This is a genomic window from Nonomuraea maritima (genome assembly GCF_900100395.1).
GTDB lineage: Bacteria > Actinomycetota > Actinomycetes > Streptosporangiales > Streptosporangiaceae > Nonomuraea > Nonomuraea maritima.
Genome location: NZ_FNFB01000027.1, coordinates 36,981 through 58,548 on the forward strand (window position 1 = coordinate 36,981; position 21,568 = coordinate 58,548).

Sequence of the window (21,568 nt, forward strand, 5' to 3'; positions counted from 1 at the left end):
ATGTGATGATGAGTCACGCCTTCCTGCCCGCTCGCGCCGGGCAGGAAGGCGTGTCAGGACATTGTTCATCATCAGGTGGGAGTTCCTAGTGGTTCAGCACGTTCTGGTGGCACCTGACAAGTTCAAGGGATCCTTGACGGCGGCCGAGGTGGCCTCCCGGATCTCGGCCGGCATCGGCGTGCCCACGGTCGAGCTGCCCGTCGCCGACGGCGGCGACGGCACCGTGGACGCCGCGGTCGCGGCCGGCTTCGGCCGGATCACCGTCGAGGTCACCGGGCCGACGGGCGAACGCGTCCCCGCCTCCTACGCCTGGCAGCCCACCGGGACGGCCGTGATCGAGCTCGCGGAGGCGTCCGGACTGCGCCGGCTGCCCGGCGGGCACGAGCCGCTGACCGCCACCAGCTACGGCACCGGCGAGCTGATCGCCGACGCCGTCCGCAGGGGAGCCAAGCGCGTCGTCCTCGGCCTCGGTGGCAGCGCCTGCACCGACGGAGGGGCGGGCATGGCCCAGGCACTGGGCGCCCGCCTGCTCGACGCGGGCGACCACGACCTGCCGCGCGGCGGGGCCGCGCTCAAGGACCTCGCCCGCATCGACCTGTCCGGCTTCCTCGACGTCTCCGGCGTCGAGTTCGTGGTGGCGAGCGACGTGGACAACCCCCTGCTCGGCCCGCACGGCGCCGCCGCCGTCTACGGCCCGCAGAAGGGCGCCACCCCCGGCGACGTCGAGGTCCTCGAATCGGCGCTGGCCCGCCTGGCCGCCGTCGCCACCGCCACCCACGGCCTCATGGGCGCGGTCGAGCACGACGGCACCCCGCGCGCGATGGGTGTGGCAGGGGCGCCCGGCGCCGGCGCGGCGGGCGGGGTCGGGTTCGCGGCCCTCGCCTTCCTGCACGCCGAGATCAGGCCCGGCATCGACTACCTGCTCGACCTGCTCGGCTTCGGCGACATGGTCCGTGACGCGCGGCTCGTGATCACCGGTGAGGGGTCGCTGGACGCCCAGTCGCTGCGCGGCAAGGCGCCCGTCGGCGTCGCGCAGGCCGCCGCCCGGGCCGGCGTGCCGGTCGTGGCCGTCTGCGGCCGTCGTACGCTCGGCGACGCGGAGCTGAAGGCGGCGGGCATCGAGGCCGCGTACGCGCTGACGGACCTGGAGCCCGACCCCGAGCGCTGCATGGCCGAGGCAGGTCCGCTGCTCGAACGCCTGGCCGCCCGCCTGGCCGCCGAGCTCGGCCTCGCGCGGGACGACGTCCGGTGATCCCGTACGACCTCGTCGTCCGCTCCCGCAGGACCGTCACGCCCGAGGGTGAGCGGGCCGCGGCGGTGGCGGTGCGGGGGGAGCGGATCGCCGCGGTGGCGGGCTACGCCGACCGGCTGCCCGCCGCCGCCGAGGTCGACCTGGGCGACACGGCGCTGCTGCCCGGCCTGGTCGACACCCACGTGCACGTCAACGAGCCGGGACGGACCCACTGGGAGGGGTTCGCCTCGGCGACCAGGGCCGCCGCGGCCGGAGGCGTCACCGCCGTCGTCGACATGCCGCTCAACTCCCTGCCGCCCACCGTCGACACGGACGCGCTCGACGCCAAGCTGCGGGCTGCCGAAGGGCGCTGCCACGTGGACGTGGGGTTCTGGGGCGGGGCCGTCCCCGGCAACGTCAAGGACCTCGCGCCCCTGCACGAGCGCGGGGTGTTCGGCTTCAAGTGCTTCATGTCGCCGTCGGGGGTCGAGGAGTTCCCTCCGCTCGGCGACGGCGAGCTGCGGCGGGCGCTGGAGGAGGTCGCCGCACTCGGCGCGACGATGATCGTGCACGCCGAGGACCCGGCGCTGCTGGGCGAGCCGGGCGGACCGACGTACCGGGAGTTCCTCGAGTCGCGGCCCGGCGCGGCCGAGCGCGGCGCGGTCGAGCGGCTGGTGGCGCTGGCCGACGGGACCGGCGCGCGCGTGCACGTCCTGCACGTCTCCAGCGCCGCATGCCTCGGCGTCCTGGAGGAGGCGCGGGCGCGCGGCGTGGCGGTGACCGCGGAGACCTGCCCCCACTACCTGGCACTGGCGGCCGAGCAGGTGCCCGAGGGACGCACAGCCTACAAGTGCTGCCCGCCCATCCGGTCAGCGGCCAACCGCGACCTGCTGTGGGAGGGGCTGGCCCGCGGCGTGCTGAGCTGCGTCGTGTCGGACCACTCGCCCTCGACCGCCGACCTCAAGGTGCCCGACTTCGCCGCCGCCTGGGGCGGCGTCTCCTCGCTCCAGCTCGGCCTGCCGGTCGTCTGGACGCAGGCCCGTCGGCGCGGCTTCGGGCTGGCGGACGTGGCCCGCTGGATGTCCGCCCACCCGGCCGCGCTCGCCGGCATCCCCGGCAAAGGGGCCATCAGCGTGGGCGGCGACGCCGACCTCGTGGCCTTCGACCCCGACGCCGACCACGTGGTCGACGCCACCCGCCTGCACCACAAGAACCCCGTCACCCCGTACGACGGGCACGCCCTCAAGGGCGCCGTCCTGACCACCTGGCTGCGCGGCCGCCCCGTGGACGGCGAGCCGCGCGGACGATTCCTGTGGAGGGCCCGCTAGATGACACCGTTCACCACCCTTCCCGACCTCGCCCTGCGGACGTTCGGCGGCGCCGTCGTGGCGGCCAGCGACGAGTCGTTCGCCGAGAAGGAGAGCCTCATCCGGCCAGGACGGCCAGGATTCCGCCCCGAGACGTTCAGCGGCAAGGGGCAGGTGTACGACGGCTGGGAGACCCGCCGCCGCCGCGAACCGGGGCACGACTGGGCGCTCGTCCGCCTCGGCGTGCCCGGCGCGATCCGTGGCGTGGTCGTCGACACGGCCTGGTTCAAGGGCAACTACCCGCCGCACGCCTCCCTCGACGCCGCCGCCGTCGAGGGCCACCCCTCACCGGACGAGCTGCTGGAGGCGGCCTGGACGCCGATCGTCCCGCTGTCGGAGCTCAAGGGCGACGCCGAGCGCCTGTTCGAGGTCGCCGATGAGCGCCCGTACACGCACGTACGCCTCAACATCCACCCGGACGGGGGAGTGGCGCGCCTGCGCGTCCACGGCGAGCCCCGTCCCGACCTGTCGATCCACGACGGGCTCGGCCTCGACCTGGCGGCGCTCGCGAACGGCGGGCTCGTCACCGCCTGCTCCGACGCCTTCTACTCCGCGCCCCACAACGTCATCGCGCCCGGCCTGGCCCGCCACCAGGCGGAGGGCTGGGAGACCGCGCGGCGGCGCGACGGCGGCAACGACTGGCTGGTCATCCGGCTGGCCGGGCGCGGGATCATCAGGCTGGCCGAGATCGACACGACCAACCTGCTCTTCAACGCGCCCGGCGCCGTGACGCTCACCGGCCTGGACGGCGAGCGCGAGGTGCCGCTGCTACCGCGCACCCGCCTGCAGCCCGACACCCCGCACCGCTTCCGCCTCGGCCACACCGACCCCGTCACCCACGTACGGGTGGACATCCACCCCGACGGAGGGCTGGCCCGGGTGCGCCTGCACGGCCACCTGGCCTAGCGGGCGTCACTGCCAGAGGAAGACCGTCGTGCCCGGCGGGCGCTCGCTGTTGGGCAGCGGCCGCTGGTACTGCACCACGCCGCCGTTGCCCAGCCGCTGCACGCGCACCTTGAAGCCGAGCGCCTCCAGCTCGGACTTGGCGTCGCCGACGTTCTTGCCGATCACGCCGGGCACCAGGGCGAACTGCTGGTTGTCACCGGCCTGCGCGTCGTCCTGCCCGTTGCCGTCACGGTCGCCGCCGCGGAACCACTGCCAGAAGTCCGTCTGGCAGCGCGCCACCGTGACCATGACCGGAGTGCCGGGGTTGACCTCGGTCTTGGCCTTGGGCGCCTGCGCGATGACCGTGCACGGCTCGGCGTCGTCGTCGACCTCGTTGACCTGCACCTGGAAGCCCTGGCCGCCGAGGTAGGCGGCGGCCTCGTCCTTCGGCATGCCGGACACGTCGGGCATGACCAGGCCGGCGCTGACGAAGATGTTGACCTTGGCGCCCTTCTTCACCTTCTCGCCCACCTGGGGCGAGGTGCGGATGACCTTGTCGCGCTCGACCTGCTGGTTGGGCAGGCGCTTGACCGAGCCCACGGTGAGGCCGGCGCCGGCGATCGCGGCGCGGGCGTCGTTGCCGTTCAGGTTGGCCACGTTGGGCACCACGATGCGCTCGGGCCCGAGGGAGACCACCAGCGTGACCGTGGACCCCTTCTCCAGCTCGGCGTTCGCGGCCGGCTCTGAGCTGATCACCACGCCCTCGGCCACCTGCTCGCTGTAGACGCTCTCGCCCTTGACCATCCGCAGGTCGCGGCCGGCGAGGTTCTTCTCGGCCATCGCGATGCTCTTGCCCACGAGGTTGGGCACGACGACCGTCTCCGGACGGGAGAAGTACCAGCCCGTCACCCCGACCGCCACCACCATCACGGCGGCCAGCGCCCCGAGGAACCAGCCGGGCCGGAAGCCGCGCCGCCGCTGCGGCGCCGCCTCGGCGCGCGGCTGGACGAGCGTGTGGGCAGGAGCGGGCTGCGGCGCAGAGACGGCTCCCGAGCCGGGACGGGATGCCCGCGGCATGGCGTAGGCGGCCGGCGGGCCGGGCATCGGCGGGGTCGTCGTGCGCGGCAGCACCCGATGCGCCTCCACCGCGTGCACCAGCATCGCGGTGGCGTCGGCGGGACGGTCGTGCGGCTCGCGGGCGGTGGCGTGCCCGACCAGCACGTCGACGAGCTGCGGCACCTCAGGCACCAGCGACGACGGCGCGGGCACGGTGTCGTGCACGTGCCGGTAGGCCACCGACATCGGCGTCTCGCCGTCGTAGGGCTGCTGGCCGGTCACCAGCTCGAACAGCATGATGCCCGCGGCGTAGACATCGCTGCGGACGTCGGCGGCGCCCGTGGTGACCTGCTCGGGCGCCATGTAGCCGATCGTGCCGATCATCATGCCGGTACGGGTCTGGTTGGTCGCCTCGATCGCCCTGGCCAGGCCGAAGTCGACCACCTTGACGCGGCCGTCGTCGGTCATGAGGACGTTCTCGGGCTTGACGTCGCGGTGCACCATGCCGGCCTGGTGGGCGGCGCCCAGGGCGGCGAGCACCGGGATCAGGATCTCGAGCGCCTCGCGGGCCGGCAGCCTGCCGCGCTCGCGCAGGATGTCGCGCAGCGTGCGCCCGGGGACGTACTCCATCGACAGGTAGACGACATCGTTGTCGGTGCCCTGGTCGAAGACGGCCACCACGTTGGGGTGGGACAGGCTGGCGACGGACTTCGCCTCGCCGATGAACCGCCGGACGAACGCCGGGTCGGCCGCCAGCGAGCGGTGCATGACCTTGAGCGCGACGGTCCGGTCGAGACGGATGTCGAGCGCCAGGTAGACGGTCGCCATACCGCCCTGGGCGATCCGGCTCTCGATGCGGTAGCGCCCATCGAGTAGCCGCCCGACCAGGGGGTCCGCAGTCGTCGTATCCACCCCGCCGAGTTTACGGGCGTTTTGCCACTGGCAGGGCCTCACCACCCGAAACCGATGCGGAGCCGTGCTCACAGGAGCGCCTCAGGAGCGCGCTCCTGTCACGGCGGCATCGTCGGCACAGGAGCGCGCTGCTGTCACGGCGTCATCGGGGAGGACGCCTCGGCGTAGCGGCGGCGCGGGATGCGGCCCGCCTGCCGCGCCAGGCGGCCCGCCACCACGGCCTCCTTCATGGCCGTCGCCATGAGGTCGGGCCGCTGGGCCCGGGTGACCGCCGTGGCGAGGAGCACGGCGTCGCAGCCCAGCTCCATCGCCAGCGCGGCGTCGCTGGCCGTGCCGATGCCCGCGTCGAGGATGACCGGCACCGAGGCCGCCTCCACGATCAACTCGATGTTGTGCGGGTTGCGGATGCCGAGCCCGGAGCCGATCGGCGCGCCGAGCGGCATCACGGCCGCGCAGCCTGCCTGCTCGAGCCGCCGGGCCAGCGCCGGGTCGTCGCCGATGTACGGCAGCACCACGAACCCGTCGGCCACCAGCCGCTCGGCGGCGTCGAACGTCTCGATCGGGTCGGGCAGCAGGGTGCGCTCGTCGGCGATGACCTCGAGCTTGACCCAGTTGGTCTCGAGCGCCTCGCGGGCCAGCCGGGCCGTCAGCACGGCCTCGCCCGCGGTGAAGCAGCCCGCCGTGTTGGGCAGCACCTTGATGCCGCGGCGGCGCAGCACGTCGAGCACGGAGCCGCGGGAGGCCGGGTCGAGCCGCCGCATCGCCACCGTGGTCAGCTCGGTGCCGGACGCCACCAGCGCCTGGTCGAGCACCTCGAGGGAAGGCGCGCCGCCGGTGCCCATGATGAGCCGGGAGGAGAACTTCTCCCCGGCGATGATCAGATCATCCACCTTGCACCGCCGTCAGCACCTCCACGCGGTCACGCTCGCGCAGCTCCGTGGTCTCCCAGGCGCCGCGCGTGACCACCTCGTCGTTCAGGGCCACGGCCACACCGGTGGTGGCCGTGGTGAGCGTGCGCACGGCCTGGGCCACGGTGATGCCGTCGGCCACCTCGTGCGCGGCCCCGTTGATGGTAACAATCATGAAAAATCCCGAAATCTTCCAGGGGCGCACAGCGCCGCCAGCTCGCTCTCCTCGCCCATCAGGACGGCCGTCGTCAGCGGCGCCAGCAGCACGCCGCCCCGGTGGTGGCCGGTCGCGTACACGAGCCCCTGCGTCCCGCTCGGCCCGATGAGGGGGAGATTGTCGGGGGTGCCCGGCCGCAACCCCGCGACCACGTCGGAGACCTCCAGCTCGGTGACGCCGGGCACCAGCTCCCTGGCGTCGCGCAGCAGCTCGTACAGGCCCCCGGCGGTCACCCTCGTGTCGAACCCCATCTCCTCCTGGGTGGCCCCGACCACCAGCTCGCCGTCTCCCCGGGGGACGAGGTAGACGGACGCGCCGTGGACGGCGCCGCGCACACATCGGCCGAGCAGCGGCTGGGGTGAGCGCAACCGCATGATCTGGCCCTTCACCGGGCGCACCGGCACGCCGGCCAGCTCGGTGCTCCAGGCGCCCGCGGCCAGCACGACCCGCTCGGCCCGCAGCTCGCCGCCCGTCTCCAGACGTACGCCGACGACCGCGCCGTCGCCGTCGTGCAGCAGGCCGGCCGCGCGCTCGCGCACCACGGGGACGGCGCGCCGCTCCAGGGCGGCCAGCAGCGCCGCCGTGACGCGGCGCGGATCGACCCACGCGTCGCCCGGCGCCAGCAGACCACCCCGTACGGACGGCGCCAGCATGGGCTCCAGCCGCCGGCACTCGCGCCCGGTCAGCCGCTCGACGGGCAGCCCGAGCTTGTCGAGGTAGGCCGCCATCTCGTCGAGCACGGCCATGTCGTCGGCGCCGAAGGCGACGTCAAGGGTGCCGTCGCTGCGCAGGTCGAGCCCGCCAGGCTCCAGGCCCGCGTCGTCGGCCAGCTCGGCGGCGAAGCCGGGCCAGCGGCGCAGCGACGCCACCCCGAGCCGCAGCAGCGGCACCTCGGTGTAGGTCACCTCGCTGACCGGGGCCAGCATGCCCGCCGCCGCGTAGGAGGCGCCCCTGCCGGGCGCCGGGTCGACCACGGTGACCGGACGGCCGGCGCGGGCCAGCCGCCAGGCGATCGACAGCCCGACGACCCCGCCACCCACGATCACGTCCACATGCGCTCCCTTCGCCGGCATGATCCGGATCAGGTGTCTTGCGGTCGAAGGCCCGTGCAGCCTTCCTCTCAGCCCGGTACGGCCGGACTCCCGCGCGTCTTACCGCCCCAAGCCTACGGCCTCGGCGCGACGGCCGGATACCCTCCCCGTTAAGGTCGTTCCCGTGGAGCATGTCGTCGTGGTGGGAGCGGGCCTGGCCGGGGTGCGTACGGTCGAGGCCCTTCGCGGGCGCGGTCACACGGGCCGCATCACTCTCGTGGGGCGCGAGCGCCACCGCCCCTACGACCGGCCGCCGCTGTCGAAGGCGGTGCTGTCCGGCAAGGCCGACAGCAGCTACATCGAGACCGACCTCGCCGCGCTCGGCGTCGACTTCCTGCCAGGCGTCGAGGCCAAGTCGCTGCGCGAGGGTGTCGTCGAGACCACCGAGGGCGAGCTCGGCTACGACGGGCTGGTCATCGCGACCGGCGCCGACCCGATCCGCCTGCCTGGCGACGGCCCCCAGCACGTCCTGCGCACCCTCGACGACGCCCACGAACTGCGGGCGATGCTCGTCCCCGGCGCCCGCGTCGCCGTCATCGGCGCGGGCTGGATCGGCGCGGAGGTCGCGACGGCGGCCCTGCGCGCCGGCTGCGCGGTGACGGTCGTCGAGGCGGCCGAGGCCCCGCTCGCCACGGCCGTGGGCGCCGCGCTCGGTGCCCGCACCCTGTCCTGGTACGACGACGTCGACCTGCGCCTCGGCACCATGGTCGAGTCCGTCGACGAGGGCGGCGTCCAACTGGTGGGCGGCGGATTCGTCGAGGCCCACGCGGTCGTCACCGGCATCGGCGTGCGCCCGGCGGTCGAATGGCTCGCCGACGCCGACATCGACCTGCACAACGGCGTGGTCGCCGACGAGCACCTGCGCACGTCCCTGCCAGGCGTGGTCGCCGTGGGCGACTGCGCGGCGTGGTGGTCGCGGCGCTGGAACACCAGGCTGCGGGTCGAACACTGGGACACCGCGCTCAACGCCCCCGACGTGGCCGCCGCGACCCTGCTCGGCGAGGAGGCCGTGTACGACCCCGTCCCGTACTTCTGGTCGGAGCAGTTCGGCCACATGATCCAGTACGCCGGCCACCACCCCGCCGGAGAGCGGCTCGTGCACCGCGGCGAGCCCGGCGGGAAGTGGTCGGCCGTCTGGCTGACCGCCGACGACACCATCGCCGCGGTGCTGGCCGTCGACCTGCCGCGCGATCTCGCCCAGGGACGGCGTATCATTCAAGATGGCCAACACGTGGACACGGAACGCCTGGTAGATCCACAGGTATCCCTACGAGATTGTGTTGTTTGAGCAAGCACGGCATGTGGTAGTTGTGGTTCCGTGACGCTTTCTGTTGCACAGATCGACCGGGAGACCGATGCCCTCGTCGACGAGTGGCTTACGCTCCCCCAAGTGGCCCAGCGCCTCGATCTCTCGATCGGCCGGGCCAAACAACTCCTCAAGGACCACAAGCTCCTCGGCGTGCGCCGGGGCAGCGGCGGGCCTCAGGTACCCGCGGTGTTCCTCCAGGGGCAAGAGGTGATGAAAGGCCTGCCGGGCACCCTGACCGTGCTCCTGGACGCCGGTTACGACGACATCCAGGCGTTGCGCTGGCTCTTCACCCCCGACGAGTCGCTGCCTGGCTCGCCCATCGAGGCGATCAAGGCCGGACGTCACACCGAGGTCAAGCGTCGTGCCCAGGCCCTCGCTTTCTGACGCCCGCCTCTACCTCTGCACCGACGGCCGCCGCGACCGCGGCGATCTGGCGGACTTCCTCGACGCGGTGCTGGCCGGCGGTGTCGACATCGTCCAGCTGCGGGAGAAGGGTCTGGAGGCGCGCGAAGAGCTCGCGCTCCTCGAGGTCTTCCGCGACGCCTGCGACCGGCACGGCAAGCTGCTCGCCGTCAACGACCGGGCCGACATCGCCTTCGCGGCCCGCCCCGACGTGCTCCACCTGGGGCAGGACGACCTTCCCTTGACCGTCGCGCGAGAGATACTCGGCGACGACATCGTCATCGGACGGTCCACCCACTCCGCCGCCGAGGCGTCCGCCGCGGCCGTGGAGGAGGGCGTCGACTACTTCTGCTGCGGCCCCACGTGGCCCACGCCGACCAAGCCCGGCCGCCCGGCCCCGGGCCTGCCGCTGCTCGACCACGCGGCGTCGCTCGGGTCCGCGCGGCCCTGGTTCGCGATCGGCGGCATCGACCTCGACAACCTCGACGAGGTCCTGTCCCGTGGCGCGAGCCGGGTGGTGGTCGTCCGGGCCATCACCGAGGCCGACGACCCCGGGGCGGCCGCGGCGGAGTTCGCCAAGCGGCTCTCGTCCCACTGATCCAGCGGCGCCCGTCCGGCCATCCGGACGGGCGCCCCCTACCTCTCAGGTGGTCCGCGAGGTGGCGGCCACCGCGAGCTCCCGGAGAGCCGTACGCGCCTCCGGCGTGACAGGGGCCGCGTCCAGCGCGGCCAGCGCCTCGCCCAGATACTCGCCGATCAGCTCCTCGCACTCGCCCAGCGCGCCGGTGTCGTGGATGATCCGCCGCAGCGCCGCGACACCGTCCTCGTCGAGCATGGGGTCGCCGAGCAGCCGCCGCACCGTCGCAGCGTCCTCGGCGGAGGCCGCCGCCAGCGTCCGGGCCACGAGCATCGTGCGCTTGCCCTCGCGCAGGTCGTCGCCCGCGGGCTTGCCGGTCTGCGTCGGGTCGCCGAACACGCCCAGGATGTCGTCACGCAGCTGGAACGCGATCCCCACCCGGCGGCCGTAGCCGGTGCACAGCTCGTCCATCCACGGTTCGAGCCGTTGTCCTGCGAGCACCAGCCCGAGCCGGAGCGGCTGCTCCACCGAGTACCTGCCGCTCTTGTAGAGCGCCACCCGGAGGGCCGACTCGAACGTGTTCTCGCCGTGCGCCTGTTCCAGCAGGTCGAGGTACTGGCCGCACATCAGCTCGGTACGCATGTGGTCGTGGAGCGGCTGGGCCGCCGCCAGCGACTCGCGGGGCAGGTCGCTGCCCCGCCACATCTCGCCCGACCAGAGCAGCAGCAGGTTGCCCAGCAGGATCGCCGCGCCCTCCCCGAACTGCCCGGCCGACCCGTGCCAGCCGGCCTTCTCGTGCATCGTCTCGAAGCGCCGGTGCGCGGACGGCATGCCCCGGCGCAGGTCGCTCTTGTCCATCACGTCGTCGTGCACCAGGGCGCTGGCCTGCAGGAGTTCCAGTGAGGCGGCGGCGGTGAGGATGCCGGGCCCGTCGGCGCCCCCGGCGCCGCGCCAGCCCCAGTAGCAGAACGCGGGCCGCAGCCGTTTGCCGCCCGCGAGCAGCTTGTCGGCCGCCGTACGGAGCGGCCGGAACTCCGGTTCTCCGCCGGACGGCAGTTGTCGTTCCACGAACTCTCCGAGGGCACGCTCCACGTGTGTGCGCAGGACGCCCATGCCGGCGGGGTCGTTGGTCATGTATTGAGACTAATGGCCCGATTGCCGGAACGGGATCTCCGCCCGCCACCTGGCGCCCGGCGCGGCGTGACTACCTACCTGTAACCTTGGCGCATGGCGCTTGGTCGACCTTCTGTCCGGCCCGATCGGGTTCCCACCGTCCGCGAGATGCTCGCCGCCGGTGGGCGGTCGTTCTCGTTCGAGTTCTTCCCGCCGAAGACCGACGAGGGCGAGCGGCAGCTGTGGCGAGCGATCAGGGAGCTGGAGTCGCTGCGGCCGACCTTCGTCTCGGTGACGTACGGCGCGGGCGGCTCCACCCGCGACCGCACGGTCGACATCGTCGAGCGGATCGCCCACGACACCACACTCACCCCGGTGGCCCACTTCACTGCCGTCAACCACTCCGTCCGCGAGCTGCGCCACCTGGTGGGCCGCTTCGCCGACGCGGGGGTTCGCAACATCTTGGCCGTGCGCGGCGACCCTCCGGGCGACCCGATGGGCGAGTGGGTGCCCCACCCCGAGGGCGTGCTCTACGCCGAAGAGCTCGTACGGCTGATCAGGCAGGCGGGCGACTTCTGCGTCGGCGTGGCCGCCTTCCCCTACAAGCATCCGCGCTCGCCGTCCATCGAGGCCGACACCGAGTACTTCGTCCGCAAGTGCGAGGCGGGGGCCGACTACGCGATCACGCAGATGTTCTTCCAGGCCGACGACTATCTGCGGCTGCGCGACCGGGTGGCGGCCAGGGGCTGTGACACGCCGATCATCCCGTGCATCATGCCGGTGACGCAGATGAGCACGATCGCGCGGTCGGAGCAGCTGTCGGGGGCGCCGTTCCCGCCCGACGTGGCGGCCCGGTTCGAAGGGGTCCGGCACGACCCGGCGGCGGTGCGCAGGCTCGGCATCGACCACGGCGTCGAGATGTGCCAGCGCCTGCTCGACGAGGGCGCACCAGGCATCCACTTCATCACCTTCAACCGCTCAAGCGCCTCCCGCGAGGTCTTCCAACGCCTCGACCGCGTGTCCCTGCCGGTGTAGCCGGCAAAGACCGACCCGGCACCTCCCACTGCGATGTCCGAGCGTCTTGACCGCCTTTGTAGCTCGGGAGACCGGTCGAGCGCCTCTCGTGCGGTTTCCAACGCCCCGACCGCCCTTCTCTGCCGGCGTGGCCGAGGCGGGAGCGGTCGGGTGCCTTGAGTGAGGTCTTTCAGCGTCTCGACCGTGCCGCAGCGGTGACCGGCGTGACCCCCACCGCCCAGAACGCCGACCGCCGGCCCGACACCTCGCCGAGCAGCGCGCCCCCGGGCATGCCCGTGGGGAGGCGCCGGTCACGCCTGTTGGTGGGGCGGGACTTGGCGTCCGTAGGCGTGATGGCGACGGCGGTGACTAGGGCTGCTGTGAGGAACCCGGCGTTGGCTGGAGCGCGACGGCCTGGGTGACGAGCGCGTGCCGTAGCTGGATGTGGCCGCTCCGACCACGTGGGCAAGCAGGAAAGCCGGCCGGGCGCGCAGGGCGGCCCGCGGCGACAGGCGCAGGCTCCTTGCCGGTGCAGTTGAGGTCGTGGGCGGTCGAGCGCGTCGCGTGAGGTTTTTCAGCGTTTCGAGCGCGCCTCTGTGCGAGTGCAGGCCGGGGGAGGTCGGTCTTCCGTGGGGGTGCTTCCTGCGTCTCGACCGGGTTTTGTGGTGATGCAGGGGGAGCGGTCGGGTGTCTGGGGTGCGGTGTTCCGGCGTTTTGGACCGCGTCCGGTGTGTGGCATGGGGGAGACCCGCCACCCGCCCGCAGGGGGATCGGGCGGGTGACGAGCCGGGGGCGTAGCCTCTCGGTAAAGGGGCGGTCACTGACTGTCATGGAGTGTGCCCTACGCCCGTGCCCGATAAACCGGCTGGTCAGATGTTCGTCACGGAAGGCTCAAGGCAGCGGGAGCGGGCGGCCTGCGATGACGTACTCCTCGCGTCCGCCAGGGAAGACGAACCTCGGCAGCAGGTCGGTGAAGCCCATGTCGGCGTAGAGGTGCCGGGCCGCCGTCGGACGGTCGTGTGTCGAGAGCACGGCCGAGCGCTCGCGGCGTCCGGCGCACAGCGTGCGGATCATCGCCCGGCCGATGCCCTTGCCCTGGTGGTCGGGGTGCACGTGGATCTCGGCCAGCTCGAACGCGTGGCCCATCCAGGCGTCGGCGGCCTCCCCGCCCATCTTGTCGGCCAGCCCGCGATGGACCACGTCGTGCCACCACTGGCCTGGCTCACCCCGGAAGCCGTACGCGAACCCGACAATGTCCGGCTCAGAGGATGAATGACGCAATTCTGCGAAATAGCACTGAAAATAGGGATACGTCCCATGCGTGCGCATAATGCTCATCCGGCCGGCGATCTGGTCCGTGGGCGGGCGCATCGCCGCCGCGTAAATGCCGATCACCGCTTCCAGCCGATCGGCGAACTCCGCCGGGCCTGCGCCGCGAAACTCGATCACCTGTCGCACGCTACTCGACGTCCGCCGGCGTTCCCCCGGTGATGCGTACGAGCTCGTCGAACGACGTCGGGAACACGGTCGACGGATGCCCGCCCGCCGCCCACACCACCTCGTGCTTGCCCAGCCAGGTGTCGACCAAGGTGCGGACGGGTGCCGGGTGTCCGACCGGGGCGACGCCGCCGATCGGCTGCCCCGTGGCCGCGCGGACGAACTCCGGCGTGGCCCTGCGCACCTGCTGGACGCCCACCGTACGGGCGATCAGCTCGACGTCGACGCGGTGCGCGCCGCTGGTCAGCACGAGCAGGGGAGCGCCGTCGGCGTCGAAGATCAGGCTGTTGGCGATGGCCCCGACCTCGCAGCCGAGCTGGGCCGCCGCGGCCGCGGCCGTGGGCGCCTTCTCCGGCAGGACCACGATCTCGCCGCGGGCGCCGCGTTCGCGCAGCGCGTTCTCCACGACGACGGCGTTCTCCGGCAACTTCTGAGACATGGGGACACTCTAAAGGGATTGGTGAAGGATTCACCGTTCATGGCTGATAAGACAAACTAGGGTGATCTCTTCTTTACGTCTGGGATGGTGGTACACATGTGGGCTCGACGTCTGCCCCGGATGGCCGCGCTCCTGACGGCGGCCGCTGTCGCGGTCCCGGTTGGCGCTGCGCACGCCGAACGAAGCCCCGACCAGTCACCGGCCCCCATGCGCCTCGCCGCCGCGACATCCCTCGCCGCGGCAGCCCCGGCCGCGCCATCCCTTTCCTGGCCGTCCCTCCCAGGCACCGCACGCCACGTCACCGCGCCTGCCGTCATGCCCGCCGCCGAGCCCGTCACGGCGCCGCGCCAGACCTTACGACTCGGCGCCAAGGGCAAGGCCGTCACCTGGTTGCAGCGGCGGCTCGCCGACCTGGGCTACCGCCCGGGCAGGATCGACGGCCAGTACGGCTCCACCACGCTCGCCGCCGTCTGGGCGTTCCAGAAGGTCAACGGCATCAGGCCCACCAGCACCGTCGCCCGCCGCACGTGGCAGGCCCTGGAGGCGCCGAAGGCGCCGCGCGTCCTCGCGCCCCACGGGCGGGCCACCCGGGTCGAGATCGACCTCACCCGGCAGATCATGGTCCTGTACGTCCGCGGCGAGGTCGAGCTCATCTCCCATATCTCGTCCGGCAGCGGGGTGCCGTACTGCGAGACCGCCACCTGGCAGGGCCGCAGGCAGCGGTTCTGCGGCTCGGCCACCACCCCCACCGGCAACTACCGCACCACGTGGCGGGTGAGCGGCTGGCACCGCTCGTACCTGGGCGAGCTGTACAACCCGATCTTCTTCAACGGCGGCATCGCCCTCCACGGAGCCCTGTCGGTGCCGCTGTACCCGGCCTCGCACGGCTGCGTCCGCCTGCCGATGAACGTCGCCAGGGAACTGCCCGGCAAGCTGGGCAAGGGCGTGCCGGTGCACGTCAGGGGCAAGTTCCGGCGCGCCTAGCTGTCGGAACACAACCGCTTCTCAGGCCGGCGGCCGGGCCGCGGACGCCCGTCTGCCCTGGGCGGCGGCGACCACCAGGCCCACGCTCTGGACCGCCCCCGCGCCCAGCAGGAGAAAGGCGGCGGCGGGTTGCCAGGACGGCAGGCCGCTCACGAAGCCGGACGCGCCGTAGAGCCCTGCCAGCAGTTTCGCCGGATTGACCAGCGCGACCACGCAGCCGAGCACGTACGGGAAGATCAGAAAGCCCGAGAGCACCAGCAGGAACGCGCGCCCGCGGCGTAAGGGGCGGCGCAGCAGCAGGCCGATCACCGTGTAGGCCAGCGCGACCACGCCGACGAGCAGGGCGGTCCACCACGTCATCCGCCAGGCGTCCACGCCCAGAGACGTCAGCCCGCCGGGGCTGATCCGGCCGCCCGCCCACGCGGGGTCGGCGATCTGCGCCGCGGCCGCCCCTCGGACGGCCAGCAGCCCGAGGCCCGCGTACACCGTCACCAGGACCGGCCCGAGGGCCAGCAGGACGAGCCCGGCCAGGCGGCCGCGACCGTTTCCCGCCATGTGATCCGCCTCTCCGCTCGGCTGCGATGGACCACACCGATGGTGTCATGGCCGCCGAGGCGGGAAGCCGCCCGCGGGCGCGATCAGCCCAGGGCGGAACCGGCCGCGGACTCCGCTTCGTCCAGAGCGCGCAGCCCGGCCACGACGACCTCGGCGGCGTGAAGACCGGTGTGGTAGATCGCCTCCAGCGAACGGTCCTCCTCCGCGCCCGCCACGACCGCCAGCTGTATCGCGCCGATGATCGCTCCGCACGCGGCCGCCGCCTCTATCGGCGTCACCCGCTCGGGGAACGCCTCGTGCAGGGCCCTGGCCAGCCTGAGCTGGTTGCCGAGCAGCATCCGCAGCGCCCGTGCCTGCAGCGCCGGTTCTGTCATGACGAGGCGCAGCCGCAGCCGGGCGTCCTCGACGGTGCCGCGCTCCTCGGAGGTCGCCCATCTCAGGCCGGCGTCGATGACCCGCAACAACATCCCGGTCACCGTGTCGTCGGGCTGTCGGTCCGCGAGGATGGCGACGGCCATCTCGTGGCGCTCCTCCGCGTCGTGGAAGACGATGTCCTCCTTGCTGGCGAAGTAGCTGAAGAACGTCCGTGTCGAGATGTCGGCCGCCGCCGCGATCTCGGCGAGCGTCGTCGCCTCGAAGCCCTTCTCGTCGAACGACCGGAGGGCCGCCTCGATCAACGCCCGGCGCGTGCGCTGCTTCTTGCGCTCTCGCAGTCCCACCATGCCGGAACTGTACTGCACATGGTCACCTTTATGCACCCATTGAATTTTTGCACTCGTTGAGGTTTCCTGGGAAGGGTGAAGGAAAGGAGCAGAACATGTCACACGTGAGCATGCCTACCCTGCGCCGGCAGCCGCTCGACCCGCCCGAGGAGGTCCTCCGGCTGCAGGAAGAGGGCCCGATACACCGCATGACGTTCGCCGACGGCCACCTCGGCTGGCTGGTGACGGGCTACTCGACCGCCCGCGCGGTGCTGGCCAGCCCGCACTTCTCGAACAGGCCGGAGACGATGCATCCGATCGTGCCGAGCCGGCTGGAGATCGCCAGGCGCGGAGTCCCCCCGGTGACGCGCGGCTTCTTCCTGCGCATGGACCCGCCCGACCACACCCGCTACCGCAAGCTGCTGACCGGGCAGTTCACCGTCCGCCGCATCAAGATGCTGGAACCGCGGATCGCCGAGATCACCGCGGCCTGCCTCGACGAGATGGAGGCCGCCGGAGGGCCCCTCGACCTCGTGGAGGCGTTCGCGCTGCCGATCCCGTCGCTGGTCATCTGCGAGCTGCTCGGTGTCCCGTACGAGGACCGCGCGCAGTTCCAGGTCGACAGCCAGATCTTGTTCAACCTCGAGACCGGCGCCGACGAAGCGCTGGCCGCGATCGGCAGGATCTCCGCCTACCTGCACGGGCTCATCCAGCACAAGCGCGAGACGCCGTCGGACGACCTGCTCAGCGGCCTCATCGAGGGCGGGGAACTCGACGACGAGGAGCTCATCGGGGTCAGCTTCCTGCTGCTGGTGGCCGGGCACGAGACGACCGCCAACATGCTGGGGCTCGGGACGTACGCGCTGCTCACCAACCCCGACCAGCTCGCCGCCATGCGCGACGACCCGTCGGTGGCGGAGAACGGCGTCGAGGAGCTCCTGCGCTACCTCACGATCATCCACCTCGGCCCGCTGCGCACCGCGCTGGAGGACGTCGAGATCGAGGGCGCGCTCATCAAGGCGGGGGAGACGGTCGCCATGCATCTGCCCGTCGCCAACCGCGACCCCGAGCGCTTCCCGGACGGCGACCGGCTCGACGTCACGAGGCCCGCCGGCGGTCACCTGTCCTTCGGCCACGGCATCCACCAGTGCCTCGGTCAGCAGCTGGCACGCGCGGAGATGCGCATCGCCTACCCGGCGCTGCTGCGCCGCCTGCCTGGCCTACGCTTGGCCGTATCACCGGAAGAGGTGCCGATGCGCTCCGACATGAGCATCTACGGAGTGCACCGCCTCCCTGTCACCTGGTAGGTCATGATGAAGATCAAGGCAGATACGTCGGTGTGCATCGGCGCGGGCATGTGCGTGCTGACGGCGCCGGATGTGTTCGACCAGAGCGATGAGGACGGCACGGTGGTGCTCCTCCAGGAGTCGCCGCCCGAGGGCCAGGAGGAGGCCGTACGCCGCGCCGTGACCCTGTGCCCGTCCGGGGCGCTGTCGGTCGAGTGACCCGGCCCGGAGCGCGAGCAGCCGGACCGCTCCGCTCTGGGCAGCAGTCGGATTGCCCACGGGGATGAGCATGAGCACGTAACGGGCGCTGTGCAGTTTGCCGGCCGGACGGCCATCGACGGGGATACCGCGGGACGCGTGCCTTGTCGCGCCCTGAGGAACGCCGGACCGCGCGATGATCCGCACCGGACCGGGGCAGCAGCCATGTGACGCTGCGATCATCGCTCCTTGGGGGCACGCTCCTGGCGGCCCGTCCACTTGCGAGTGACTTGGCCGGCTCCAGGGGCCGCAAGAAGGGCCTGCTGCGAGGGACGCTCTCCCCGTGCTCAGCCGGCGTGGCAGGACAACCCGAGGGGACGATCCAAGGGGACGACCCGAGGGCTGCCCCGATTGCCAGGCGCGGTGCCGCTTGGTTACCGCTCCCGCTCTCAGACGCAGCTCGCCGCCGACGCGACAGGATCGCGGCGGCTTCCAGGCCACAGGACCGAGGCGTTGCTGCCTCAAGCCTTGACCCGCTCGTACGGCGCCTTGGCCCGCTCGTACGGCGCCTTGGCCCGCTCGTACGGCGCCTTGGCCCGCTCGTACGGCGCCTTGGCCCGCTCGTACGGCGCCTTGGCCCGGTCGTACGGCGCCTTGGGCCGTCTGCGGGCCCACGCCGGGTGTCCCCGCTGGCGTAGCTGGGGTCAGCCGCACGGCGCCCCGGCGGGGTCAGCCGTACGGCCGGCCGACGGGTTCGGTCGCTCCAGGTGGTCAGCCCGCGAGCGGGACGTCCACCGGGAGCTGGGGCTGCGAAGCGATGCCCAGGAGGTCTTCGACGAGCGTCACGAACGTCTCCGCCTCGGCCAGGATCTCCTCGGCGTCGGACGCGCTGACGCGGCGCACCATGCCGGCCTCGGCGGCGGCACGCTTGTCGGCCGTCGTCGAGAAGTAGGCGGCCCACTCGGCCAGCGCGGGCTCGGCCTCGGGGAGCAGTTCCCATGCGCTGCGCAGCCGCCGCCGGCGCCCCTCCATGGGGCGGGGACGCGCGGCCAGGAGCGCCGCCGCCGCTCTCAACGCGGCCAGATGGGCGGCCACGAAGCGGGACGCCGGGGTGCGTGCGCCGGCAGCCTCCGCCAGGCAGGAGCGTGAATCAGTCAGATGTGCCCGAACCGCCGGCGACAGCCGGGGCCCGGGCGTGTCTCTAGGCCGTGGTGCCATGTTGCGCGCCTCCTTGGATGCGTGGGCGGCTGTCCGGCGTCTGCGCCGATGGAGTCAACAATCGCAGACGCCACCGACATTTCCGCCGGGCAGGCCGGACGAGGAGCTTCCCCTCTCCCCGTCCGGCCAGGACACGCCCTTTCGTCTCCGCCGACGACGAGGACGTGCCCTTCGCCCGTGGAGCCCGGCCGCGGGCGTCACTTGGGGGAAGCGAACGGCCCACGACCAGGTCCTCGTGACGCTGAGCCGCGAGCCTCACCGTCACAGGTCGAACATAATTTCGAGCAGGCTGCCGTGTCAACCATTTCACGAACACGGGTTCGATGACCATGAACGACCAGGGACGCGACGGACAACGTCACGCCCGCTCCTGGCATCCCGCTGACGTGCCTCGGCCGAGGGTGCCGGATTCACGGAGCCTCAGCCGGCCGGGCACAGCTGACCGCGCCCGCCTGACTCCCCGCTGACGACGCCCGGCCGACGGCGCCGGCAGGGATCGTGGGGTGCGCCACCGCCTCCGTGGTGTCCGGTTCGCATCAGGGCGCCGCCGGGCAGTCGGAGCCTGGACCCGCCCGAAGGCGCTTCGACCGACGAAGCCCAGCGGACGTAGCAGGGGGAGAGCGCGTGATGCGGCACCACCTCCCTGCCGTCCGGGTCGCAAGCGGCGAAACGCCACTGGGCCAGCTCCCGGTCCGGACGCCGCTGCGACGGATCGCGTTCCGGGAACCACTGCGACGGTCGCCCCTCGTTGGCGTGGCGGCGGGGCCGGTCGGCGAGGACGGCGATGGGTTGCTGAGGCTGCTCGAACGCGGCCGGGTAGATGCAGGCCGCTTGAACGTGGCTGGGTAGATGGCAGGCTGCTTGAGCGTGGGCGGGTGACGGCGGGTCGCTTGAACGCGGCCGGATGGACGGCAGGCCGCTAGAGCGTGGCCGGGTCTTCGGCTGATGGCGTGACGGTGCTGGTGAAGTGCGCGTACTGACGCAGGCTCCGGGTTCGACCGGCGAGTTCGAGTTGGCCTGGTGACTCGGGCGTTTCCTTGCAGCCTTCAGCCTCGTACTGGTCGACGGGCCGAGCGCGGGTCGGCTGAGCGGCCGTGTCCGACTTCTGCCGAGCCGCGGGTCAGTGCCGAGCCTTGGGCCCATATGTCTAGCCAGGGGCCGAGGTGTCGGGCGCTTGAGAGCGGGCTGTTCGGGTGGTGTGGGGAGCCATCAAGCTCGGGTCGGAGCATTTCGGCCGGCTCGGCTCTCGGGCTCATGCCGAAGCCGCGAAGAACGCGAGCAGGGCCTCTATGGCGAGCGGGGGCGCCGAAGACGTCGCCGACGAAGCTCGCGCCTGAAGCGGTGGGCTTGTGCGCGTGCCGACGCCTGCCCGACGTCGTGGCTCATAGGCAGGTCAACGGCTTGTGTCCGGGGTCGTGCTCATGAGCGCGTCAACGGCTTGTGCCCGGGGACGTGGCTGGTGCCCGAGATCGTGGCTCGCGTAGGCCGCGGCTCGTGTCCGAGGTTCGGCCTGCTTGGACGCTGTGCTGAATGTCCGAAGTCGTGGTTCGCGTGGGCCGTCGCCGGTGTCCGAGGTCGTGACTTGCGTGGGGTGCGGGGTCGCCGGGCCGGGCATGTCCGGGCATTCGATGTCATGCCGAGCAGCGCGGGGCATGTCTGCGGCCCGACGCCGAGACCATGTCGGGGACCAGGGCCGTGGTGCTTCACGATCGCCCGCAGGTCGATTACCGACCGGCAGCGCGGCGAGTACGTCCTGAGATGCCCGGAACTTGCGCCAGGTTCAGGGTTGTGGGGCCGAGACCTGGGTCATGGCCTCAGAGGTGCTGAGGTGCGGTTGTGGGTTGGGGCCCCGGGGCTCGGGTCCGGAGGGTGGGGCTGGTGAGCCTTGGGTCGGGGTCGAGCCTCGGGGCGGTGTCAACAGAGCCGTGGGGTGGCGTTCGAGATCTGCGGCAGAACTAGAACGACTCGACGGCCCGGCGGGCCTCGGCGTCGAGCACGCCCCAGCTGATCAGCTCCTCGGTCAGCTCACTGGGCGACTTGTCATAGATCACCGCAAGGGAGCGCAGGTCTTCCTGGCGGATCGACAGCACCTTGCCGTTGTAGTCGCCACGCTGGCTCTGGATGGTGGCGGCGTACCGGGCAAGGGCTCCGGCCTTCTCCTTCGGCAGGGTCGCCAGCCGCTCCAGGTCGATCACAAGTTTGGGTGTCGGCCCGAGCGGGCTGGGGGCGGCGCCGCCCGGCAGCAGCTCGGAAACGGGCACTCCGTAGAAGTCGGCAAGTTCGGCAAGCTTCTGCACGGTCACGGCACGGTCGCCGCGCTCGTACGAGCCCACGACAACGGCCTTCCACCTGCCACGCGACTTCTCTTCGACTCCGTGCAGGGACAGACCCTGCTGGGTGCGGATGGCGCGGAGTCTCGCACCCAGCGACTTTGCGTATTCAGACGGCATCGTGTGGCCCCCGGCTCTCGTATGTATCGCTCTCAGTAGATTGTGCTCCCTTGTGGCGAATGCCCGAGCCACCGGGGGGTCTGGTGCCGGGTTAGGCACCATCGGTAGCCATGGCCCTGGGTTTACCCCAGATCGCCACGCGGAGTGGTTACGCACAG

Annotated in this window: 21 protein-coding genes and 1 riboswitch; of the genes, 10 read left to right on the forward strand and 11 right to left on the reverse strand. The window is 72.1% G+C overall.

Annotated features, from left to right (window positions below; translation table 11 throughout):
* Positions 1-106 precede the first annotated feature (106 nt).
* From BLR04_RS30750 to alc, 3 genes are read left to right on the forward strand one after another with little or no spacing between them, the layout of a single operon-like run.
* Positions 107-1,252 carry a glycerate kinase gene (locus tag BLR04_RS30750; protein ID WP_090771966.1) on the forward strand — a complete coding sequence of 382 codons (1,146 nt, stop codon included), beginning with the start codon at positions 107-109 and terminating at the stop codon, positions 1,250-1,252.
* Positions 1,249-2,559 carry an allantoinase AllB gene (gene allB / locus BLR04_RS30755; protein WP_090771866.1) on the forward strand — a complete coding sequence of 437 codons (1,311 nt, stop codon included), beginning with the start codon at positions 1,249-1,251 and terminating at the stop codon, positions 2,557-2,559. Before BLR04_RS30750 ends, allB begins: the two co-directional genes overlap by 4 nt.
* On the forward strand, positions 2,560-3,504 hold the full coding sequence (alc, locus tag BLR04_RS30760) for an allantoicase (protein ID WP_090771868.1): 945 nt from the start codon (positions 2,560-2,562) through the stop codon (positions 3,502-3,504).
* Positions 3,505-3,510: 6 nt separating this feature from the next.
* Here alc and pknB read toward each other — a convergent pair whose 3' ends face one another.
* The 4 genes from pknB to thiO form a co-directional block, all read right to left on the reverse strand.
* Positions 3,511-5,451, reverse strand: coding sequence for a Stk1 family PASTA domain-containing Ser/Thr kinase (gene pknB / locus BLR04_RS30765; RefSeq protein ID WP_090771871.1), 1,941 nt, complete (start codon positions 5,449-5,451; stop codon positions 3,511-3,513).
* Between the two features lie 134 nt (positions 5,452-5,585).
* On the reverse strand, positions 5,586-6,341 hold the full coding sequence (locus BLR04_RS30770; protein ID WP_090771873.1) for a thiazole synthase: 756 nt from the start codon (positions 6,339-6,341) through the stop codon (positions 5,586-5,588).
* Entirely contained in the window at positions 6,334-6,534 is a 201-nt protein-coding gene (thiS, locus tag BLR04_RS30775; protein WP_090771875.1) for a sulfur carrier protein ThiS, read from the reverse strand. Before thiS ends, BLR04_RS30770 begins: the two co-directional genes overlap by 8 nt.
* Positions 6,531-7,628, reverse strand: coding sequence for a glycine oxidase ThiO (gene thiO, locus BLR04_RS30780; protein ID WP_090771877.1), 1,098 nt, complete (start codon positions 7,626-7,628; stop codon positions 6,531-6,533). Before thiO ends, thiS begins: the two co-directional genes overlap by 4 nt.
* Positions 7,618-7,732, reverse strand: a riboswitch (TPP riboswitch). (Overlaps the previous gene by 11 nt.)
* A 59-nt stretch (positions 7,733-7,791) precedes the next feature.
* On the opposite strand from thiO, the gene BLR04_RS30785 reads away from it, so the two are divergent.
* From BLR04_RS30785 to thiE, 3 genes are read left to right on the forward strand one after another with little or no spacing between them, the layout of a single operon-like run.
* Positions 7,792-8,955 (forward strand): NAD(P)/FAD-dependent oxidoreductase, encoded by a 1,164-nt coding sequence (locus BLR04_RS30785; protein ID WP_090771879.1) that lies wholly within the window; start codon positions 7,792-7,794, stop codon positions 8,953-8,955.
* A gap of 30 nt (positions 8,956-8,985) precedes the next feature.
* Entirely contained in the window at positions 8,986-9,360 is a 375-nt protein-coding gene (locus BLR04_RS30790) for an Rv2175c family DNA-binding protein (RefSeq protein ID WP_090771881.1), read from the forward strand.
* Positions 9,338-9,976, forward strand: a complete 639-nt coding sequence (thiE, locus tag BLR04_RS30795) for a thiamine phosphate synthase (RefSeq protein ID WP_090771883.1) — start codon at positions 9,338-9,340, stop codon at positions 9,974-9,976. The genes BLR04_RS30790 and thiE overlap by 23 nt, the downstream gene beginning before the upstream one ends.
* Positions 9,977-10,021: 45 nt before the next feature.
* Here the strand turns inward: thiE and BLR04_RS30800 are convergent, their stop codons facing one another.
* Positions 10,022-11,089, reverse strand: a complete 1,068-nt coding sequence (locus BLR04_RS30800; protein ID WP_090771885.1) for a polyprenyl synthetase family protein — start codon at positions 11,087-11,089, stop codon at positions 10,022-10,024.
* Positions 11,090-11,182: 93 nt separating this feature from the next.
* Here BLR04_RS30800 and metF point away from each other — a divergent pair, with 93 nt between their 5' ends.
* Positions 11,183-12,103, forward strand: coding sequence for a methylenetetrahydrofolate reductase [NAD(P)H] (metF, locus tag BLR04_RS30805; RefSeq protein ID WP_090771887.1), 921 nt, complete (start codon positions 11,183-11,185; stop codon positions 12,101-12,103).
* An 870-nt stretch (positions 12,104-12,973) separates the two neighbouring features.
* Here the strand turns inward: metF and BLR04_RS30810 are convergent.
* Both BLR04_RS30810 and BLR04_RS30815 read right to left on the reverse strand, forming a co-directional pair.
* On the reverse strand, positions 12,974-13,531 hold the full coding sequence (locus BLR04_RS30810; RefSeq protein ID WP_090771968.1) for a GNAT family N-acetyltransferase: 558 nt from the start codon (positions 13,529-13,531) through the stop codon (positions 12,974-12,976).
* Positions 13,532-13,541: 10 nt separating this feature from the next.
* Complete coding sequence (locus BLR04_RS30815; RefSeq protein WP_090771889.1) at positions 13,542-14,018, reverse strand: YbaK/EbsC family protein; 477 nt, start codon at positions 14,016-14,018, stop codon at positions 13,542-13,544.
* Positions 14,019-14,114: 96 nt separating this feature from the next.
* On the opposite strand from BLR04_RS30815, the gene BLR04_RS30820 reads away from it, so the two are divergent.
* Positions 14,115-15,002 carry a L,D-transpeptidase family protein gene (locus BLR04_RS30820; protein ID WP_245740731.1) on the forward strand — a complete coding sequence of 296 codons (888 nt, stop codon included), beginning with the start codon at positions 14,115-14,117 and terminating at the stop codon, positions 15,000-15,002.
* 21 nt (positions 15,003-15,023) lie between these two features.
* Here BLR04_RS30820 and BLR04_RS30825 read toward each other — a convergent pair whose 3' ends face one another.
* A complete protein-coding gene (locus BLR04_RS30825; RefSeq protein ID WP_090771893.1) occupies positions 15,024-15,557 on the reverse strand; it encodes a hypothetical protein in 534 nt (177 codons plus the stop codon).
* An 83-nt stretch (positions 15,558-15,640) separates the two neighbouring features.
* A complete protein-coding gene (locus BLR04_RS30830; RefSeq protein WP_090771970.1) occupies positions 15,641-16,279 on the reverse strand; it encodes a TetR/AcrR family transcriptional regulator in 639 nt (212 codons plus the stop codon).
* Positions 16,280-16,374: 95 nt separating this feature from the next.
* Here BLR04_RS30830 and BLR04_RS30835 point away from each other — a divergent pair, with 95 nt between their 5' ends.
* Together BLR04_RS30835 and BLR04_RS30840 are read left to right on the forward strand one after the other, a co-directional pair.
* Complete coding sequence (locus BLR04_RS30835) at positions 16,375-17,565, forward strand: cytochrome P450 (RefSeq protein ID WP_090771895.1); 1,191 nt, start codon at positions 16,375-16,377, stop codon at positions 17,563-17,565.
* A gap of 3 nt (positions 17,566-17,568) precedes the next feature.
* Entirely contained in the window at positions 17,569-17,763 is a 195-nt protein-coding gene (locus BLR04_RS30840; RefSeq protein WP_425413462.1) for a ferredoxin, read from the forward strand.
* Between the two features lie 750 nt (positions 17,764-18,513).
* Here the strand turns inward: BLR04_RS30840 and BLR04_RS30845 are convergent.
* Together BLR04_RS30845 and bldD are read right to left on the reverse strand one after the other, a co-directional pair.
* A complete protein-coding gene (locus BLR04_RS30845; RefSeq protein ID WP_245740732.1) occupies positions 18,514-18,837 on the reverse strand; it encodes an SAV_6107 family HEPN domain-containing protein in 324 nt (107 codons plus the stop codon).
* Between the two features lie 2,078 nt (positions 18,838-20,915).
* Positions 20,916-21,410, reverse strand: coding sequence for a transcriptional regulator BldD (bldD, locus tag BLR04_RS30850; protein WP_026214021.1), 495 nt, complete (start codon positions 21,408-21,410; stop codon positions 20,916-20,918).
* Between the last annotated feature and the right edge of the window lie 158 nt (positions 21,411-21,568).

Excerpts from the sequence above, each read along its gene's own strand:
- BLR04_RS30820 (WP_245740731.1), top strand. The coding sequence starts at position 14,115 with ATGTGGGCTCGACGTCTGCCCCGGATGGCCGCGCTCCTGACGGCGGCC.
- BLR04_RS30815 (WP_090771889.1), bottom strand. The coding sequence starts at position 14,018 with ATGTCTCAGAAGTTGCCGGAGAACGCCGTCGTCGTGGAGAACGCGCTG.
- BLR04_RS30800 (WP_090771885.1), bottom strand. The coding sequence starts at position 11,089 with ATGACCAACGACCCCGCCGGCATGGGCGTCCTGCGCACACACGTGGAG.
- metF (WP_090771887.1), top strand. The coding sequence starts at position 11,183 with ATGGCGCTTGGTCGACCTTCTGTCCGGCCCGATCGGGTTCCCACCGTC.
- BLR04_RS30825 (WP_090771893.1), bottom strand. The coding sequence starts at position 15,557 with ATGGCGGGAAACGGTCGCGGCCGCCTGGCCGGGCTCGTCCTGCTGGCC.
- thiS (WP_090771875.1), bottom strand. The coding sequence starts at position 6,534 with ATGATTGTTACCATCAACGGGGCCGCGCACGAGGTGGCCGACGGCATC.
- bldD (WP_026214021.1), bottom strand. The coding sequence starts at position 21,410 with ATGCCGTCTGAATACGCAAAGTCGCTGGGTGCGAGACTCCGCGCCATC.
- BLR04_RS30835 (WP_090771895.1), top strand. The coding sequence starts at position 16,375 with ATGTCACACGTGAGCATGCCTACCCTGCGCCGGCAGCCGCTCGACCCG.
- alc (WP_090771868.1), top strand. The coding sequence starts at position 2,560 with ATGACACCGTTCACCACCCTTCCCGACCTCGCCCTGCGGACGTTCGGC.
- BLR04_RS30830 (WP_090771970.1), bottom strand. The coding sequence starts at position 16,279 with ATGGTGGGACTGCGAGAGCGCAAGAAGCAGCGCACGCGCCGGGCGTTG.
- BLR04_RS30840 (WP_425413462.1), top strand. The coding sequence starts at position 17,569 with ATGATGAAGATCAAGGCAGATACGTCGGTGTGCATCGGCGCGGGCATG.